General features: G+C 66.1%; 13 protein-coding genes. 2 read left to right on the top strand and 11 right to left on the bottom strand.

The window, feature by feature from the left end; genetic code table 11:
- The 8 genes from addA to NUH86_RS05990 form a co-directional block, all read right to left on the bottom strand.
- Nucleotides 1-3,444, bottom strand: coding sequence for a double-strand break repair helicase AddA (addA, locus tag NUH86_RS06025; RefSeq protein WP_267251591.1), 3,444 nt, complete (start codon nucleotides 3,442-3,444; stop codon nucleotides 1-3).
- The gene (gene addB / locus NUH86_RS06020; protein WP_267251590.1) at nucleotides 3,425-6,400 is read right to left on the bottom strand and encodes a double-strand break repair protein AddB; all 2,976 of its coding nucleotides are present in this window, start codon (nucleotides 6,398-6,400) and stop codon (nucleotides 3,425-3,427) included. Before addB ends, addA begins: the two co-directional genes overlap by 20 nt.
- Nucleotides 6,393-7,103, bottom strand: coding sequence for a nucleotidyltransferase family protein (locus NUH86_RS06015; protein WP_267251589.1), 711 nt, complete (start codon nucleotides 7,101-7,103; stop codon nucleotides 6,393-6,395). The genes addB and NUH86_RS06015 overlap by 8 nt, the downstream gene beginning before the upstream one ends.
- Nucleotides 7,100-8,086, bottom strand: a complete 987-nt coding sequence (locus NUH86_RS06010; RefSeq protein ID WP_267252039.1) for an aminoglycoside phosphotransferase family protein — start codon at nucleotides 8,084-8,086, stop codon at nucleotides 7,100-7,102. The genes NUH86_RS06015 and NUH86_RS06010 overlap by 4 nt, the downstream gene beginning before the upstream one ends.
- Entirely contained in the window at nucleotides 8,083-8,541 is a 459-nt protein-coding gene (tsaE, locus tag NUH86_RS06005) for a tRNA (adenosine(37)-N6)-threonylcarbamoyltransferase complex ATPase subunit type 1 TsaE (RefSeq protein ID WP_267251587.1), read from the bottom strand. Before tsaE ends, NUH86_RS06010 begins: the two co-directional genes overlap by 4 nt.
- A complete protein-coding gene (locus NUH86_RS06000) occupies nucleotides 8,534-10,879 on the bottom strand; it encodes a PAS domain-containing sensor histidine kinase (RefSeq protein ID WP_267251586.1) in 2,346 nt (781 codons plus the stop codon). The genes tsaE and NUH86_RS06000 overlap by 8 nt, the downstream gene beginning before the upstream one ends.
- A gap of 352 nt (nucleotides 10,880-11,231) precedes the next feature.
- Nucleotides 11,232-12,641 carry an adenosylhomocysteinase gene (gene ahcY / locus NUH86_RS05995; protein WP_267251585.1) on the bottom strand — a complete coding sequence of 470 codons (1,410 nt, stop codon included), beginning with the start codon at nucleotides 12,639-12,641 and terminating at the stop codon, nucleotides 11,232-11,234.
- A 141-nt stretch (nucleotides 12,642-12,782) separates the two neighbouring features.
- Nucleotides 12,783-13,343 carry a YqgE/AlgH family protein gene (locus NUH86_RS05990; RefSeq protein WP_267251583.1) on the bottom strand — a complete coding sequence of 187 codons (561 nt, stop codon included), beginning with the start codon at nucleotides 13,341-13,343 and terminating at the stop codon, nucleotides 12,783-12,785.
- Between the two features lie 146 nt (nucleotides 13,344-13,489).
- Between NUH86_RS05990 and NUH86_RS05985 the strand changes: the two genes are divergently transcribed.
- Both NUH86_RS05985 and NUH86_RS05980 read left to right on the top strand, forming a co-directional pair.
- Nucleotides 13,490-13,972 carry a peroxiredoxin gene (locus NUH86_RS05985; RefSeq protein WP_267251582.1) on the top strand — a complete coding sequence of 161 codons (483 nt, stop codon included), beginning with the start codon at nucleotides 13,490-13,492 and terminating at the stop codon, nucleotides 13,970-13,972.
- A gap of 72 nt (nucleotides 13,973-14,044) precedes the next feature.
- Nucleotides 14,045-15,499 carry an AMP nucleosidase gene (locus NUH86_RS05980; protein ID WP_267251581.1) on the top strand — a complete coding sequence of 485 codons (1,455 nt, stop codon included), beginning with the start codon at nucleotides 14,045-14,047 and terminating at the stop codon, nucleotides 15,497-15,499.
- 111 nt (nucleotides 15,500-15,610) lie between these two features.
- Here NUH86_RS05980 and NUH86_RS05975 read toward each other — a convergent pair whose 3' ends face one another.
- From NUH86_RS05975 to NUH86_RS05965, 3 genes are read right to left on the bottom strand one after another with little or no spacing between them, the layout of a single operon-like run.
- Entirely contained in the window at nucleotides 15,611-16,384 is a 774-nt protein-coding gene (locus NUH86_RS05975; RefSeq protein WP_267251580.1) for an alpha/beta fold hydrolase, read from the bottom strand.
- A gap of 17 nt (nucleotides 16,385-16,401) precedes the next feature.
- Nucleotides 16,402-17,073 carry a DUF2238 domain-containing protein gene (locus tag NUH86_RS05970; protein WP_267251579.1) on the bottom strand — a complete coding sequence of 224 codons (672 nt, stop codon included), beginning with the start codon at nucleotides 17,071-17,073 and terminating at the stop codon, nucleotides 16,402-16,404.
- 9 nt (nucleotides 17,074-17,082) lie between these two features.
- Nucleotides 17,083-18,108 carry an aspartate-semialdehyde dehydrogenase gene (locus NUH86_RS05965; protein WP_267251578.1) on the bottom strand — a complete coding sequence of 342 codons (1,026 nt, stop codon included), beginning with the start codon at nucleotides 18,106-18,108 and terminating at the stop codon, nucleotides 17,083-17,085.
- Between the last annotated feature and the right edge of the window lie 86 nt (nucleotides 18,109-18,194).

Genomic DNA, 18,194 nt, shown 5'->3' with positions numbered 1-18,194 from the left:
TTAGGATGGTGTCGCGTCGGTCTCAACCGGCGGAAGCGGCAAATTCTCCTGCGCGGACGGAAAGCCCGGCTTGTGCCGCGCCAGCAGCTCCGCCGGCAGGGTGATGAACCGGGGAGCGGCGGTGTAGAGCAACCCCGCCTCGATCCGGCGGCCGGGGAAGATCACCTGCAACGCGGCGGCATAGGCGGCCATCTGCCGTACATGGGCCAGCGGCACCTCCTCCACGACCAGCGGCGATATGCGCCCGGTCTTGAAGTCGACCAGTTGCACCAGATCGTCGCCGATGCGCAGCCGGTCGACGGTCCCGGCGATCACGGCCTCCCCCACCAGGGCGGCGATGGGCGCCTCCGCCAGCGCGTCCGGTCCGAAAAGCGCGGCGAATTGCGGATCTTCGATCACGCGCAGCGCCTGTTCGATGATGTCGTGCCGCCGTACCGGATCGGTCAGACCCTGCTGCGCCAGCCAATTGTCGGCGCGGGCGCGGCGGCTGTCGGGCGGCACGTCGGCCAGCCGCTCGAACAGCCGGTGCAGCCAGCGGCCACGCTCGGCGGCATCCCGCATCGCCGGGGTGGGCGGCGGATAGGGCACATCGTCCTCCACCGCCGCGGAGGGCGCCAGGGGACGCGGCGGCCGGGCTTCGACGGGCGCGGGCCTGCGAAGCCAGGGCGGTTCGCCATGCGCCGCTCCGCGTTCGGTGAAATCCGGATCGACCGCCTTTGGGGGGAGAATTTCGTGCCCCCGCCAGCTTCGCCGCGCACCCCAGAGCGGATCGGCCTCCCATTCCGCCTCCAGCGAGATCAGCGCACCCTCAACAGCGGCATACCAGCTTTCGGGCTTGACCTCTCCCTTTGCCCTGGGGCCGAGCGAACCGGCGACGACCAGCCTTTCCTCCGCCCGCGTCAGCGCGACGTAGAGCAGCCGCCAATGTTCCGCGCGTTCGACGGCGCTCGCTTCCTCCGCCAACTGGCCTATCGCGCCCTGCCGTTCCGCCTTGCGCGGCGCGATGATGGGCAGTCCGTTCCACTCCAGCGAATCGGCGCGATTTCCGGCATCCGGATCGAGGCAGGCGTCCGCGAGGATGACGATGGGGGCCTGCAAACCCTTGGCGCCATGCACCGTCAGCAGGCGGAGCGAGTCGCCTTGCGCGGCGGCATCGCGCACGATCTCCACCTCCCCCCGGTCGAACCAGTCGATGAAGCGCTGGAGCGAGGGATGATCGTCATTCTCGAAGGCGAGCGCGGCGTTCAGCAATTCCTCGATCGGATCGGCGGCTTCGGACCCCAGCCGCTCGATCAGGCGACGGCGGCCGTCCATCGGGCCGGACAATATCGCCTCCAGATAGCGATAGGGGGTGGTGAAGTCCGCCTGCCCCAGCAACCGGCGCAACGGCTCCAGCAGCGCATCGTCCAGCGTCTGCGTCAGATGCTGCCACAGGCCGGTCCGGCGTCGGATGAGACGTTCCATCAATTCGTCCTGCGTCCATCCGATCAGCGGCGACACCAGCAGCGCGGCGAGGTTCAGATCATCCTCCGGCTGCACGGCGAAACGCAGCGCCGCCAGCAGGTCGCGCACCGCCAGCGGCGCGTTCAACCGCAGGCGGTCGATGCCCGCCACCGCCACCTTTTCCTCATAGAGCCGGGCAACGATCAGCCGCGCCAGCTCGCTGCGGCGGCGGACCAGAATCATGATGTCGCCCGCCGTCACCGGACGGCCCCGGCTTTCCAGCATCAGCCCGTCGTCGATCCACTGCCTGATCTGGCGCGCGATGGTCTGGGCCAGCACGCGCTCCTGATCGGCGGCCCAATCCTCCTCCCCCTCCGCATCGTCGGACAGGCCCGCGACCACAGGCTTCCAGAGCAGCACTTGGCCGGGAAAACGGTTCGCGCTGACATGCCGGACTTCGCCCGCCTCCAGCCCGAAACGCTCGGCGCTCAGCGTTGCTATGGTGCGGTCGACCACGTCCAGAACGGCAGGCGTGGACCGGAAACTGCGTTCCAGCGACAAGTCGTGGAAGAGATGCCCGGCCTGTCGCGCATCCCGTTCGAACAGCAATTGGGCCGCCGCGAAATTCTGGGGACTGGTGCCCTGGAACCCGAAGATCGCCTGCTTGAAATCGCCAACGGTGAAGATGGTGCGGACCTTCTGCCCCGGCTCCCACTCGCTGGTGAAAAATTCTTCGGCGATGCTCCTGACGATCCGCCATTGATCGGCATTGGTGTCCTGCGCCTCGTCCACCAATATATGGTCGATGCGCTGGTCGAGCTTATAGCGTATCCAGTCGGCGATGCCCGGCTGGGACAGCAATTGGGCGGTATTGGCGATCAAATCGTTGAAATCGACCGCCCCCGCCATTTGCTTCGCCTGCGCATAGGCCCGCGCATAGACGCGCCCGGCATGCAGCGCCTTCGCCAGCAGGGCGGCATAAGCGGCGCGAACCTTGAGGCCCAGCAATTCGCCGCAACCCTCATGCATGCGCGCAATCGCGTCGCCATAGCCGTCCACCTGCGGCGCCCATCCCTTGGCGGTGGAGATTAGTTCGCCATCGGCCTTGGCCCAGACGGCATGCAGGTCGGCAAGCGCGCCCGCCCGTGCCGCCGGATCGAGATTCCGCCAGCGCTCGATCCGGTCGCACCGTTCCAGCGCTCGTCCCGTACCCCAATCCGCATTGGCCTGCGCGATCCACAGGAGCGTCCGCATGTCGAACAGATCATCCGCGCACCGCTCGGCGATATGGGCGTCGATGTCGCCCTCCGGCAGGTCCAGTTCCCGCAACAGCCAGGGCGCAATATCCCCCGGCAAGGCCTCAAGCGCGTCCAGCCGGGCCGCGCAGCGGAGCAGGAAATTCTCCGCGCCGCCCTCCCCCATGCGCAGGCTGAGCGCCTGCAACGCCTCGATCAGCGCATCGTCGCCCTGTTCCTGCGCGACCACCACCATGTCGGCCAGCGTCTGGCGGGCCAGCACCGACTGCTCCCGCTGGTCCAGCGGCCGGAATCCGGGCGGCAGATCGGCCTCCAGCGGAAAGGTGGTCAGCAATTGCTGGCAGAAGCCGTGGATCGTCTGGATACGCAGGCCGCCGCCGGTCGACTCCAGCACTTCGGCAAAGAGACGGCGGGCGACATCCTGCATTTCCTGGCCATGATCCTCGCCAAGCGCCATCAGGTCGGCGGCGAGCGCGGGACCGCTCATCTGCACCCAGGCGGCCAGCCGGTCATGGATGCGATCCGCCATTTCCGCCGCGCCCGCCTTGGTAAAGGTGAGGCACAGGATATTTTCCGGCCGCACGCCCTGAAGCAGCAGGCGAAAGACGCGGGCAGTCAGCACATGGGTCTTGCCCGTGCCCGCCGATGCCGACAGCCATACATGGGCGTCGGGCGCGGCGGCCTGCGCCTGGGCGCCCGCCAGCGGTTGCAGGGCGTCGGCCTTTCTAGCCATCGTCGCGCCCATACCATTCCTCCAGCCGCATGAGCTGGTCATAATCGCCATAATTGGCGACTTCGGGGTTCACCTGCGCATCGAAGGGCGCCGGGCCGAGGAGATAAGCGGCGGCGATATCCTCGAACTGGGCATAGACCTGCGATGTGAAGTCGGCGGTGATGATCTTGTCCCGCTTGCCCATGGGATCGACCGGACTTTCGCGATAGCCGAAGGCGTCGCCCTTCTTGGCGAGCGACCAATATTCGAAATTCCCCGCCACCGGAGCGGCATCCGTGCCGGGAAAGCCGCCATGCTCTGCGATCAGCCCCAGCAGGCCGAGTTGCAGCGCATAGCCCGCCTTGACCTGCCGGGCGCTAGGAGGCTTGCCGGTCTTGTAGTCGACGATGCCCAGCTTCCCGTCCGGCAGCAGGTCGATGCGGTCGGCCTTGCCGGTCAGCGTGACCCCGGCGATCTCCGCCCGCCCCTCGATCTCGACGGAAAGGATCTTCCGCCCCGCCGCAAGGTCGCTCGCCACCTCGGCGGCGATCCAGCGGATGGCTTCGATGAGACGCGGTTGCCAGAGCGCCTTCAGCAGGGGATGAACGTCCGGCCGGTCGAACATCGCCCTCGCGCGGGCTTCCAGATCGGCCAGGTCGCCGCTGCCCGCCTCAGCCCATTGTTGCAGGATTTCATGCACTGCCGTACCGCGCCAGGCTGGCCCGGCATCGGCGTCCACCGGATCGAGCCGCGCCAGACGCAGGATGCGCTTGGCGTAGAAGGCGTAGGGGTCGGCCTTCAGCCGGTCGACATCGGTAACGGGAATGACCTTCGGGCGCACCGACAGCGGCGGCACCGGCGCGGGGCGGCTGGCGGGCCGGTGGTCCGCCGCATGATCGATGGCCTGCGCCAGCGCGGCATAGCGGTCGGCGCTCTTCCACTGCGGCCCAGCCATGGCCTTCAGCCGCAGCCAGAAGCGCGAGGCGACCGCCGGCCCACCCGATCCCCGCCTTGCCCGCGTGATAAGCACTTGCGGCGCACCCAATGCGCTGGCGAAATCATGCGCGGCCAGGCCGATGCGGCTTTCCAGCCCCGGCAGGCCGATCTCCCGCCGGATGCGCGGGGCCAGCCAGGGGTCGGGCGCGGGCAGCCCCGGCCATGTGCCCTCGTTGAGGCCGCCCAGGATCATCAGGTCGGTCTGCACCAGCCGCGCCTCGATAAGGCCGAGGATGCTGATGCGGGGATGCCCACCCTGCGGCGGACGGACCGACACGCCGCCCAGAAGATGGTCGAACAACGCTGGCAAAGCGCGCATGTCCGCCTGGCGCGGCCCTTCGCTGGCGGCTTCCTCCATCTCCGCGAAGAGGTCGGCGGCGGCGTGCCCCTGATGCCCGGCCCAGACCGCATCGTGCGACAGGCGCCCGGCATGTTCGCGAATGGCCGCCAATTGCGCCGCAAGGTCGGGCGCGGCCAGAAAGGCCTGCTCCAACGGTTCCAGCAGGGGTCGCGCATCCGCCCACCACAGCCGCGTGCGGGTGCGCAGGATGCGTTGCCGGTCTTCCCCCTCGCGCTCGGCCAGCAGCAGGTCGATGCCGACGATCCCCGCCTGCGGCCTTGGCCCGCGCAGCAACAGGTCAAGCCCGCGCACGCCCTCCAGCCAGCCAAGCCGCTCCTCCCCCCGCATGACCAGCGGATGTTTGAGCAGGGTCAGCAGCGCAACCGGCGCGAACCGCTCCGCCAAAGCCTCCGCCATGGCGATCAGCAGGGTTCCGGGCGGCAGGCGGGAAAGCGGCTGACCGGCGGAATCGTCGGCCTCTATGCCCCAGCGCCGCAGATGCGCGGACACGCGGGTCGCCAATTGCCGGTCCGGCGTCACCAGGGCAGCGGTGCGGCCCGGCGTCTCTACCGCTTCGCGCAGGGCGATGGCGATGGCCTGCGCCTCCTCTCCGGGGGTCGCCACCTCCAGCGCCTCCACCCCCGCGAGCGATCGGTCGGCGGTCTTGAGGTCGCGCCAGCGGCTGGTCAGGCGCGGCGGCAGCATGGCGTTGGAGATGTTGCGTCCCCTGACGGCGCGGGCGTCATGCTCGCTGCCCCAGCGCCAGAGCGCCACATCGTCGCGTGTCGCGCTCATCCGGTCGAGCAGGCGCTTCAGCGCATATTGCGGATGGGTTTCATGCCCGGCAGGCGCGCGGCCGGTGACGGGATCGGCATCGAAAGGACCGATGGCGTCCCAGGCGTCGCCATCCATCTCCTGATCCAGACCGGCGAAGACGACGGCCCCCTTGGGCAGCACCGCGATCCGCCGCAACAGCGCGGCAATCGCCGGAGCCGTCATCGACATGCCCGCCGCAATGACGAAACCCTCCGGCGGCGCCTTGGCCCAGCGCGCCGCCACCCGGTCCAGCAACCGATTGCGGCGGTCCGCCAGATCGATACAGCCAAGCCGCGCCAGCTCCTGCGGCCATTGCGCCAGCAATATGCCGAACAGGCTGAGCGATGTCTGCCAATGCTGCGACAATTCGTCCGATAAGGTCAGATCGGCCAGCGCGGCGACCGAAAGCCGCTCGACCTGAATCTGGTCGAGGACCGCGCCAAGCGCCTGAGCGAGCTTCAGCGCCTGCCCCGCGTCCATCGGATGCGCCGAAGCCTGCTGCACCATCCGCGCCAGGATCATCTGGCGGCGCATCGGCGCTATGGCGGGCGGCACAACCTCATCCTCGCCCAATGGATCGAGCGCGCCGCCGACCTGTTCACCCAGGTCCGGATCACCCAAGGCGATCAGGCGCGGCAACAGCAGTCCGCCCCCCGACTTCCGCACGAAAGCGTCGCTGACCGACCGGATGGCGCGATTATTGGGCAGCAGGATCATGCCCTGCGCCAACCGCATCGGATCGCCGCCATGCTGGGCGAGGATGCCGGCTACCAGCGCGTCGGAAAAGGCGCGATGCGCCGGGATGTTGAACAGTGCGGGGCGGGTGCGGTCACCCATGGGCCAACATCGACTCCACCACCGGGATGGCCTGCGGCGTGCCGACATCGAACCACAGCCCCTGATGCGAGACGCCGTAGAGGCGCCCCGCCTCTATCGCCCGGTTCCAGAAGACGTTGGTCGAAAAAACCTCCGACGGCGGATCGGTCAGCAGGGCGGGCGACATGATCTGGACGCCGGTAAAGACGAAGGGCGCGACATGGGCGGTCTTGCGCCGGGTCAGCCGGCCGTTCGCGTCCATATGGAAATCGCCCGGCCCCCGATGGCAATTGGCGCGGGCGAGCGGCACCAGCAGCAACAGCGCGTCCATGCGCTCCGGATCCCATATCCTGCGCATCATGCCCAGCGTCTCCTGCGGGCCGTCGATCCACAGATTGTCGCTGTTGGCGCAGAAAAAGGGTGCGTCGCCCAATTCTTCCCTGGCATGGATCAGCCCGCCGCCCGTTTCCAGCAGCTTCCTGCGCTCGTCGGAAATGGCGACGGTCATGCCATTGCAGTGCGATCGTAGATGCGCTTCGACCGTGTCGGCCAGATAGTGGACATTGACCACCACCTTCCGGATGCCGCCCGCCGCCAGCCGATCCAGCGCATGGTCCATCAGCGGCTTGCCCGCCACCTTGACCAGCGGCTTGGGACGGGTCGCGGTCAACGGACGCATGCGCTTGCCCAATCCGGCGGCCATCAGCATCGCGGTATCGATCATGCGGGGGCGAAATCCTGTAGGGCGTGATGGCGCTTGTCGGCGGGGATATTGGCCGCGAACCACGCCGCGACGGGCGCCAGCGCCGGATGGGCCAGGTCACGCTCCAGCAAGTCCCACATGCGCGGCAGGTAGGTCAGGTAACGCGGCTTGCCGTCGCGCTTCCACAGGCGGGTGAAGATGCCGATGATCTTCGCGTTGCGCTGCGCGCCCAGCACCGCATAGGCGGCGTCGAAATCGGCCGGCGGGTTGGCGATGGCGCGATAATGGGCGATCATCGCCGCTTCCAGCGCAGGGGACACGTCGCGCCGCGCATCCTGGAGCAGGGAGACGAGGTCATAGGCCGGATGCCCGGCCAGCGCGTCCTGGAAATCGAGCAGGCCCAGCCCATGCGACTCCACCCGGTCGATCAGCATGATATTTTCCGCATGATAATCGCGCAGCACCGTGACGACCGGGCTGGCCGACTGCTCCACGATCGGCAGGACCGCATCCCAGGCCCCGATATAGCCCGGCTCATCCACCGGCAGGCCGATGGCAGGGCAATACCATTCAGTGAGCAGGCCCGCTTCGCGCTGATAGACGGCGCGGTCATAGGGCGGCACACCGGCGGCGGGCAGGCGATGCAGGGCGGCCAGCAAATCGACGGCGCGGCCATACACATCCCGTTCCGCGTCCGGCGCCTCCTCGACATGTTCCTTGACGCGCAGGTCGCCGAAATCCTCGATCAGGACCAGCCCTTCCTCCAGATCGCGCGCCAATATCCGCGGCGCGGCAAAGCTGTTCGCCGTCAGATGCTCCGCGATGGCGATGAAGGGGCGCGGGTCTTCATGCGGCGGCGGCGCATCCATCAGCACCGCCCGACGCGCACCGTCGATCACCCGGAAATAGCGGCGGAAAGACGCATCCCCGGCCAGCGGCACGATGGAGGCATGCTCCCACCCCGCTTGCGCGAGAAAAGCGGAAGCAGCGGCGGGCGGGATCATATCTGTGACCATCGCTCCGTCCAAGCGCCCGGCACGTCCGCTGTCAAGCGCCGAGCGCCGTCGGGTTCGATGGCGATGTGGAACCGCAGGGCGTCGGGCCATGCGTCCTCCCCCAGCCGGTCGGGCCATTCCACGATCAGCAGACTGTCCGTCAGATACTCGTCCAGCGCCAGTTCCTCCGCCTCCTCCGGCCGATCCAGCCGATAGAGATCGACATGAGCGACGGGCAGGCGGACTTCGGGAATGTCATAGGGCTGGACGATGGCGAAGCTGGGGCTTGGCGCTTCCCCCTCCAGCCCCAATCCTTCCAGCAGGCCCCGCGCCAAGGTCGTCTTGCCCGCGCCAAGCCCGCCTTCCAGCGCGATCACGTCGCCGATGCGGACCAGGGCGGCCAGCCGATGGCCGAACGCCAGCATCTCGCCCTCCCCCGCCAGGATGATGTCGCCCTCAGCCACGGGGCAGTTCGATCACGACCATCGTGCCCTGCCCGGGTTCCGACACCAGTTGCAGCGTCCCGCCATGCGCCTGAGCCAATTGCCGGGCGAGAGGCAGGCCGATCCCCGCCTTGCCGCCGTTGCGCGCCTGCTCCGTCCGGGAGGATGCATCGAAGATGGTCCCCTGCCGCTTGGCGCTGATGCCCGGTCCATTGTCCGATACGACAAGGCGCGCATTGTCCGCCGTCCCATCGCCATGCAGCAGCACCCGGCCGCCCCGGCTGCAATAGCGCACCGCATTTTCCAGCAGATGATCCAGCGCCTGGCCGATCCGGCGTTTGTCGCCCTGCACAGTGCCCAGGCTGGACTGGAGCGACATGGCGAGGTCGATCCCCTTGGCCGTCGCGTCGCCCTTGATCCGCGCGACGGCATCGCGGGCCTCCGCCGCCAGATCGACCGGCGCCTTTTCGATGGGCAGCATCCCTGCCTCGCCCTGCGTCAGGTCCAGCACATTGTCGATCAGCATGGAAAGCCGGTTGGTGCTCTGCAATATGCCGTCGACATATTCCCTGGCGGATGTGCTCAATTCCCCCGCATAGCCCGCGCTCATCATCTCCGCGAAACCGGCGATGGTGGTCAGCGGCGTGCGCAGTTCGTAACTCATATTGGTGACGAAGGCGGTCTTCACCTTGTCCGCCTGCTCCAGCGCGTCGTTGCGGTCGCGCAGCACCTGTTCCACGCGGCGGCTGTCGGTGACGTCCAGCATGGTGAACAGCGCATTGCCGTCGGGCAGCGGGATGGCCGCGAATTCGAAGATGCGCCCATCCGCGAAGCCGACATGGCCGACGCGCTGCTTGCGCTCCACCGTGGCGGCGCGCACCAGTTCGCGGACGAGGTTCCCCTGCTGCGGCTTGGCCAGGCGCGACTGAACGGTCCGCATCAGTTCATCGATGCGCGGATGCTTGGCCAGCAAATCCTCCGAAACGTCCCAGATCGTCCGGAAACGGCTGTTCCACAAGTGCAGGCGCCCGTCCGAGGAGAAGACGCCGATCGATTCGAACAGATTGTCGAACGTCGCCGTGCGGACGCGGAGCAGCGTGTCGCGGGCGCTCGACAACTGGACCTGCTCGGTCCGGTCCTCGAAGATCAGCAGCAGCCCGCCATCGGGCAGCGGCTGTCCATAGACGCGCAAATGCGTGCCGTCGGCCAGCAGCCAATTTTCCTCACGCGGATCGGGCGAGAGGAACCAGTCGCGCCTTTCCGCCCGCCACGCCGGAAAATCCCGGTTTTCGGGCAGCCGCCGCGCCTCGCGCATCTGGTCCAGCACCCGTTCGAACGGCGGATTGTCGGCCAGCCGCTCCTGATCCAGCCCGAACAGGCTCATGAAGGGCTGGTTCCAGAAGCGCAGCGCCCGGTCGGAGCCGAAGCGCGCCACGCCCGCGGACAGACGGTCCAGCAGGTCGCGCTGCGCGGCCTCCAATCGCCGATGTTCGACGCGGGCCTGCTCCAGCTCATTCTGGTCCATGGCGAAACCGGCCACTCCCGCCGTGCCGAGCGGAACGTCGACGACTCTTATGGTCCGCCTTTCGCCGTCGATCGTCGCGGGAACCATGCGCTCGACGGGCGTGCCGTCGGCAAGCGTCTGGGCAGCGGCGGCCTGCGGCGTGAGGCCGCCGACCGTCTCCACCAGTTCGGTGCCATGGGCGATGACTTCGCGGGCGTTTTCGCCGTCCACCGCCCGGACATAGGCCGTGTTGACCAGGCTGAGCCGCATGTCGGCGGTGCGATGCCACATCGGGAAGGGCGCTGCCTCCACCAGCCCGGCCAGCGCCTCCAAAGCCTCGCGCAGTTGTTCGACCTTGCCCTTCAACGTCTGGATTTCCGACTGGCTGTCGGTCGCGTCGAATATCCAGAGCACGACGCCGCCATTTTCGGCCAGCACCGGCCCCGCCGGGGCGCCCCGCACCAGCAACAGCCGCGACGAATCGACGCCCCGCACCGGCCGCGCGAAGCGGCGGCCTGCGCGCTGGGCGGCGGCGATTTCCTGCGCCAGCGCGGCGGCGTCGTCGGGTTCCAGACCGCCGTCAGGCGCAGTCAGTTCGGACAGGAAGGCGGGTCCGCGATCCTTGCCAAGCCATTTGGCGAGGCTGTCGGCGGCCTCCAGCCTGCCATCGGGATGGACGAGGATGGGCGCGGCCGGCGCGGATGCGAGCAGAACCGACAGCCGATCCAGCTTTCCCTGCGCCTGCATGCCCTCGCGCCGCCGCCGCTGCCCGCTCGACAACGCCCAGACCGCCGCGCCCAGCCATGCAGCCAGCACGACGCCGAAGATCACGGCGGCAAGAGGGGTCAACGTCATTACGCCCTACTTCACCCTCATCGCGAAATATCTGCCCCCGTCCATGGTCCTGAGGGACTAACCCAAGTCCGGCGCAGCGTGAAGCGCTGAGATGGAAGAATTATGCGTGGGGCCATGAAGCGACCCGTCCAAATCCCCCCCCCATCGGCAGATGGGCAGGGGGACCAGCCGAAGGCTGGTGGAGGGGAAAGGGGCACGGCCTTTGAATTTCCCCTCCACCACTCGCTTCGCGAGCGTCGAAGAGAGTCACGCGCCTCTCTTCGACCCTCCCCACGCTGCGCGCAGGGAGGATTTAACGTCCACAAAAAACACAAAAAAAAGGGGAGGCAATCGCCTCCCCTTCCCGTCCGCATCAGTAGCGGTAATGATCCGGCTTGAACGGCCCTTCCGCCGACACGCCGATATAGGCGGCCTGCTTCGGCGTCAGCTTCGACAGCTTCACGCCCAGCTTCTCCAGGTGGAGCGCGGCGACCTTCTCGTCCAGATGCTTGGGCAGGACATAGACTTCGTTCTTGTACGTATCCGCCTTGGTCCACAGTTCGATCTGCGCCAGCACCTGATTGGTGAAGGAGGAAGACATCACGAAGCTGGGGTGGCCGGTGGCGCAGCCCAGGTTTACCAGACGGCCCTTGGCAAGGACGATGATCTTCTTGCCGTCCGGGAACTGAACCTCGTCCACCTGCGGCTTGATCTCGGTCCACTGCATGTTGTTGAGGCCGGCAATCTCGATCTCGCTGTCGAAATGGCCGATGTTGCAGACGATCGCCATATTCTTCATGGCGCGCATGTGATCGACGGTGATGACGGCTTCGTTGCCGGTCGCGGTGACGAAGATGTCGGCGCGGGTCGCCGCTTCCTCCATCGTCACGACTTCATAACCTTCCATCGCGGCCTGCAACGCGCAGATCGGATCGACCTCCGTCACCAGCACGCGGGCGCCGCCATTGCGCAACGAAGCGGCCGAACCCTTGCCGACGTCGCCGAAGCCGGCGACGCAGGCGACCTTGCCCGCCAGCATGACGTCGGTGGCGCGGCGGATGGCGTCGACCAGCGATTCCTTGCAGCCATAGAGATTGTCGAACTTCGACTTGGTGACGCTGTCGTTGACGTTGATCGCCGGGAAGGGAAGCTTGCCCTTCTTCGCCAGTTCATAGAGGCGATGGACGCCGGTGGTGGTCTCTTCCGACACGCCCTTGATGGCGGCGACGGTCTTGGTCAGATAGCCCGGACGCTCCGCCAGGAAGCGCTTCAGCGTGGCGACGAAGATTTCCTCTTCCTCATTGCCGGGGGTGAACAGTTCCTCCCCGGCCTCGACGCGCGCGCCCCACAGCGCGAACATGGTGGCGTCGCCGCCATCGTCCAGGATCATGTTGCAGACGGTGTCGCCCCAGTCGAAGATGCGGATGACATAGTCCCAATATTCCTCCAGCGTCTCGCCCTTCACGGCGAAGACGGGGATGCCGCTGGCCGCGATGGCGGCGGCGGCATGGTCCTGGGTCGAGAAGATGTTGCACGAAGCCCAGCGGATTTCCGCGCCCAGTTCGGCCAGCGTCTCGATCAGCACGGCGGTCTGGATCGTCATGTGCAGCGATCCTGTGATGCGGGCGCCCTTCAACGGCTTGGCAGCGCCGAATTCGGCGCGCAGGGCCATCAGGCCGGGCATTTCGGTTTCGGCGATCTCGATTTCCTTGCGGCCGAAAGCGGCAAGGCCGATGTCGCGGATCACATAATCCTGCGCCTGGGTGGCGGGTGCGGTGGCCACGAGCGTGTCTCCATTGGCTAAGATGAGGCGACCGCTCGGGCAAGCGAACGGCGGCAATGGGCTGCGCTTTACCAATCGCCGCGGTTCAAGGCAACTCAATATAAAGTTTTCTTTATGTCGTAATCGGCCAGCCCGTGCGTTTCAGGCCGATCCCGCGCCGCTGACCAGATGGGCGGCATCGATTCCGGCGGCGGCGTAGGCGGCCGACCATTTCCGCGCCGCGGGAATGTCGAACAGAAGATCGGCGGTGCAGTCCGTGGGAAACCAGCTTTCCCCGCTCATTTCCTCATCAAGCTGCCCCGCGCCCCATCCGGCATAGCCCAGCGCGACCAGATAGCGACTCGGCCCCCTGCCCTCGGCAATGGCCTTCAGGATTTCGAGCGAACCCGAAAGGCCCCACCCCTCGCCCACCACGACCATGTCATGCCCCATCCAGTCGAGCGAATGCAGCACGAAACCACGCCGTGGTTCGACCGGCCCGCCGCTCAGCACCGGCATGTCAGGCACGTCGCCCGGATCGATGTCGAAGCTTTCCAACAGGTCGTGCAGCGTGACGCCGTCGATTTCGTCGCTCACGGCGATCCCCAGCCCGCCATTCTCGTCATGCACGCACATGGCGATGACGCTATGGTCGAACCGCATATCCTCCATGCCCGGCAGGGCGAGGAGAAACTGGCCGGCATAGGAGCGCGCTGTGGTCATGGACCGACTATACGCCGCTGCACGCCTTTGCCAATGGCGAGCCGTCACTTGGGCAGGTCGGCATGGCACATTCCTTGGGCACCCCCTTGACAGAAAGGTGCGCTGCCCCAACCTGCGCCGCGTTCAAAAAGGCCAGGAGGCATAAAATGACCATTTCGAAGGGCGATCGCATCCCCAGCACCACTTTCGTCAAGATGACCGAGAACGGCCCTGAAAAGGTGGCGTCGGACGATTATTTCGCGGGCCGCACGGTCGCGCTCTTTTCGGTGCCGGGGGCGTTCACGCCGACCTGCTCCGCCCGCCATCTGCCGGGATTCGTCGACAAGGCGGAAGATATCAAGGGCAAGGGCGTGGACGAAATCGCCTGCACCGCCGTCAACGACGCCTTCGTCATGGACGCCTGGGGCAAGTCCGCCAATGCCGACGGCAAGGTGACGATGCTGGCCGACGGCAATGCCGATTTCGCCAAGGCGGTCGGCCTCACCATGGACGGCAGCGGCTTTGGCATGGGCACGCGCGGCCAGCGATTCTCGATGATCGTCAAGGACGGCGTCGTCGCTGAACTGAACGTCGAAGCGCCGGGCGATTTCAAGGTGTCGGCGGCGGAATATCTGCTGGAACAGATCTGATTTCCGGGGATGCGCGCCTGCTAATTGGGCGCGCATCTTTCTTCCGTCATATAAGTGCGTTACCAATGTTCGATGACAAGAAGCATCGGCAGTGCGATCGTCGCCGAACTAGACGGCATTTATCGGAAATCCATCGAAAATCTCCGTGAGGCCATGCGCGCCTATGCCCGCGACGGCAGCGTGCCGCCCCCCGAAGCCGCGAGCGACCGGCGATTCTGCTATCCGGAACTGCGAATCACCCATCATGCGGAAACCGATGTGCCGCCGCCGGGGCGATCCTTTGCCCGCCTGTCGAAGCCGGGGCAATATGTGACCACGGTGACGCGCCCGGCGATGTTCGGGGAATATCTGGCCGAACAGATCGACCTGCTGGTCCGGGATTATGGCGTCGAAGTCGAAACGGCGCTCAGCGGCCAGCAAATCCCCTTCCCCTATGTGCTGGACGGCCTGGACATCAGCGCCCTGGACGGCACGCCGCCGACCGAACTGGCGCGGCATTTCCCGGCGACCGAACTGGCGGAAATCGGGGATGAGATCGCGGACGGACTGTTCATGCCCGATGCGGAGGGGGAAAGGCCGCTCGCCCTGTTCGACGGGTTGCGCACCGATTTTTCGCTCGCCCGGCTGAAACATTATACCGGCACCCCCGCCGAACATGTTCAGCGATATATATTGTTCACCAACTATCACCGCTATGTGGATGAATTCGTCGCCTGGGCCTGCGCCGAACTGGGGCAGGAAGGGACGCGCTATACGGCGCTTTCCGGGGCGGGCGGCGTCTATGTGACGCCGGAAACCGCCGATCCTGCGCGGATGATCGCGGACAGCGCCTGGCGCAAGCATCAGATGCCCGCCTATCACCTGATCGCCCCGGACCGCAGCGGCATCACTTTGGTCAATATCGGCGTCGGCCCGTCCAACGCCAAGACGATCTGCGACCATCTGGCGGTGGTGCGGCCGGAAGCGTGGCTGATGATCGGCCATTGCGGCGGCCTGCGCCCCAGCCAGCGGATCGGCGACTATGTGCTGGCCCACGCCTATCTGCGCGACGACCATGTGCTGGACGAGATGCTGCCGCCGGAAATCCCGGTGCCTGCCATCGCGGAGGTCCAGGTAGCACTGGCCAAGGCGGCGGAGGAAGTGCTGGGCGGCAATGACCGGGAGGATTTCAAACGCCGGCTGCGCACCGGCACGGTCGTCACCACCGACGACCGCAACTGGGAACTGCGCTATTCCAGTTCGGCCCTGCGGTTCAGCCTGTCGCGCGCCGTCGGCATCGACATGGAATCGGCCACCATCGCGGCGCAGGGCTATCGCTTCCGCGTGCCCTATGGGACGTTGCTGTGCGTGTCGGACAAGCCTATCCATGGCGAATTGAAGCTGCCCGGACAGGCCAACCGCTTTTATGAGGAGGCTATTGCGGGCCATTTGCGCGTGGGCCTGATGACCTGCGAACTGCTGCGCCAGGAGGGACCGAAGCTGCACAGCCGCAAGCTGCGCGCCTTCAACGAGCCGCCGTTTCGTTAAGGAACCCCTATTCTCCACCGTTCGCCCTGAGCTTGTCGAAGGGCCTTACTTTCTTGAAGAAAGAGGCTTCGACAGGCTCAGCCCGAACGGTGGAAAGTGAATGCCAGACGGTCAGGCCGTCAGAAACTCCACCATCGCCTGCCCCAATTCCTTCCGGGTCACCGCATTCATGTGGTTCCCCGGAATTTCGACATAGCGCCCGTTGGGCAACAGGTCGGCCAGTTCCTGCGCCACGCCATTGTCGCGGTCGTCGGCGCCGCATATCACCTCTGTCGGCTGCTGGAATCCGGCAATGACCTCTCTCGGCGTATCGACGAAGGTGTTGAGGATGTGCAGCATCGCCACCGGATCGCCCTTGGTGGTTTTCAGGAAAGCCTCGGTCATCCACTCCGAAGTTCCGCGCTCGAAGGTGCCGAGGTTAGTCAGCACCTTGCGATAATAGCCGCCATTGTCGAGCGTCTGGACAAGGCCGCGCAGCCCCATGCCTGCCAGGATCACCCTTCGCGGCGCAGCGCCCCGCGCCAGCATCCGCACCGTCGTCCGCGCCCCCAGCGAATAGCCGCCAAGGTCGTAATCGGTCAGCCCAAGCTGCTCGACCAGCGCCAGTCCATCCTCGGTCAGCGCGTCGGGCGGATAGGCGGAGACGTCATGGGGCTTGCCGCTTTCCCCATGACCGCGCAGGTCCGGCAGGATCAGTCGGAAACCCGCCTCCACCAGCCGGGCGGCGTGGCCATAGCGTATCCAGTTGGTCCAGGCGTTGGAGAAATAGCCGTGGATCAGCACCAGATCGCGGCTGCCGGAGGCTTTGGCCCCCACGACATGCACCGCGATCGGCAACCCGCCCAGCCCCTGGATCTCCAGCTTTTCGATGGGCAGGTCGGACATGGGCGATACTCCTTGGGTTAATCCGCGTCCGCCGATATGGCTTCCGCGCCCCCATGTCGAGTGGCGCGAAGCCAGATCAGCGCGGCCAGACTGCCGATCTGCGCCGCCGCCATGTCCTTTTGCGGATCCCACATGTCGCCCTGCTGGCCATTATACCAATCCGCCGTCCGTCCCGCCGCGATGATGCTCAGCAGCCATTCGAAAATCTCGTAAATCGCGCCCGCGAAGCCAACCGCCGCAAAGGCGAAGATCAGGCTCCAGCCCACGCGCATGCCTCCATGGCGCCGCGCCATTTCAGCGAACGGCAGGGTCAGAAAGGCGCCGAAGGCAAAATGCACCAGCCGGTCATAACCGTTGCGCGCAAAACCGAAGGTGCCGGAAATATCATGCCCGCTGACCGCCCGCGCCCAGGCGTCATAGGGCACGTAGGAATAGATATACCGCCCGCCCAGCGTATGCAGCAGCAGGAAGATCAGGATGCACCCGGCCGACCCGTCCGATAAAGGCCATCGGCGCAGCAGCCATGGCGCGGCGAAGGCCAGCAGGATCGTCGGCCCGTGCTGGAGCGGCGCAAGTTCAGGATAGGGCTGATCGATATTGGCGGCGATAATGGCCGCGACCAGCAACAGGATCATCCGGCGCTGCGCTGCTGGAACGGCTTTCCAGACAGCCACAACGCCGGAGATCATGAAAGAGCCTCAGCCCTTCTTCAGGTGACGGCGGCCCAGCAATTCCGCGATCTGCACCGCGTTGAGAGCCGCGCCCTTGCGCAGATTGTCGCTGACGCACCACAGGTTCAGGCCATTGTCGATGGTCGAATCCTCGCGCACGCGGCTGATGAAGGTCGCATAGTCGCCCACGCACTCGACGGGGGTGACGTAGCCGCCATCCTCGCGCTTGTCGATCAGCATCACGCCCGGCGCCTCGCGCAGGATGTCCTGCGCTTCCTTGGCCGAGATTTCCTTCTCGAACTCGATGTTGATGGCCTCGCTATGGCCGACGAACACCGGCACGCGCACGCAGGTCGCGGTCACCTTCACCTTGGGATCGAGGATCTTCTTGGTTTCCGCGACCATCTTCCATTCTTCCTTGGTCGAACCATCGTCCAGGAAGACGTCGATGTGCGGGATCACGTTGAAGGCGATCTGCTTGGTGAACTTCCTGGGTTCCGCCGGATCGCCGACGAAGATGTTGCGCGACTGTTCGAACAGCTCGTCCATGCCCGCCTTGCCCGCGCCGGAAACCGACTGGTAGGTGGCGACGACGACGCGCTTGATCGTCGCGGCATCGTGCAGCGGCTTCAAGGCGACGACCATCTGCGCGGTCGAACAGTTCGGGTTCGCGATGATGTTCTTCTTCTTGTAACCGTCGATGGCGTCCGGGTTCACTTCGGGCACGATCAACGGCACGTCCGGGTCCATGCGGTAGAGCGACGAATTGTCGATCACGACGCAGCCCGCCGCCGCCGCCTTGGGCGCATATTCCGCCGTCGGGCCGGAACCTGCGGCGAACAGGGCGATATCCCAGCCGGTGAAGTCGAAATGTTCGATATTCTTGCATTTGAGCGTCTTGCCGGTGTCACCGAAATCGACATCGGCGCCCTGTGACCGGGACGATGCGACCGCCGCGATCTCGTCAATAGGGAACTCGCGCTCGGCGAGAATGGTCAGCATCTCGCGGCCCACATTACCGGTGGCACCAACGACGACGACCTTGTAGCCCATGACTTAACACTCCACTCCATGCAAAATTGCGGAGTGCGCGCCATAGCGGTATCTCGCGGTTTGTCCAGCATCAAGGGGTTTATCGC

Origin of the sequence: Sphingobium sp. JS3065 (assembly GCF_026427355.1) — a bacterium.
Taxonomy (GTDB): Bacteria; Pseudomonadota; Alphaproteobacteria; order Sphingomonadales; family Sphingomonadaceae; genus Sphingobium.
The sequence above is the reverse complement of the archived record's forward strand: the minus strand, read 5'-3'. Positions and strand labels throughout refer to the sequence as shown.

Excerpts from the sequence above, each read along its gene's own strand:
- NUH86_RS05990 (WP_267251583.1), bottom strand. The coding sequence starts at position 13,343 with ATGACCACAGCGCGCTCCTATGCCGGCCAGTTTCTCCTCGCCCTGCCG.
- addA (WP_267251591.1), bottom strand. The coding sequence starts at position 3,444 with ATGGGCGCGACGATGGCTAGAAAGGCCGACGCCCTGCAACCGCTGGCG.
- NUH86_RS05970 (WP_267251579.1), bottom strand. The coding sequence starts at position 17,073 with ATGATCTCCGGCGTTGTGGCTGTCTGGAAAGCCGTTCCAGCAGCGCAG.
- NUH86_RS05980 (WP_267251581.1), top strand. The coding sequence starts at position 14,045 with ATGACAAGAAGCATCGGCAGTGCGATCGTCGCCGAACTAGACGGCATT.
- NUH86_RS05985 (WP_267251582.1), top strand. The coding sequence starts at position 13,490 with ATGACCATTTCGAAGGGCGATCGCATCCCCAGCACCACTTTCGTCAAG.
- NUH86_RS06015 (WP_267251589.1), bottom strand. The coding sequence starts at position 7,103 with ATGATCGATACCGCGATGCTGATGGCCGCCGGATTGGGCAAGCGCATG.
- NUH86_RS05965 (WP_267251578.1), bottom strand. The coding sequence starts at position 18,108 with ATGGGCTACAAGGTCGTCGTCGTTGGTGCCACCGGTAATGTGGGCCGC.
- NUH86_RS06000 (WP_267251586.1), bottom strand. The coding sequence starts at position 10,879 with ATGACGTTGACCCCTCTTGCCGCCGTGATCTTCGGCGTCGTGCTGGCT.
- NUH86_RS06010 (WP_267252039.1), bottom strand. The coding sequence starts at position 8,086 with ATGATCCCGCCCGCCGCTGCTTCCGCTTTTCTCGCGCAAGCGGGGTGG.
- NUH86_RS05975 (WP_267251580.1), bottom strand. The coding sequence starts at position 16,384 with ATGTCCGACCTGCCCATCGAAAAGCTGGAGATCCAGGGGCTGGGCGGG.
- addB (WP_267251590.1), bottom strand. The coding sequence starts at position 6,400 with ATGGGTGACCGCACCCGCCCCGCACTGTTCAACATCCCGGCGCATCGC.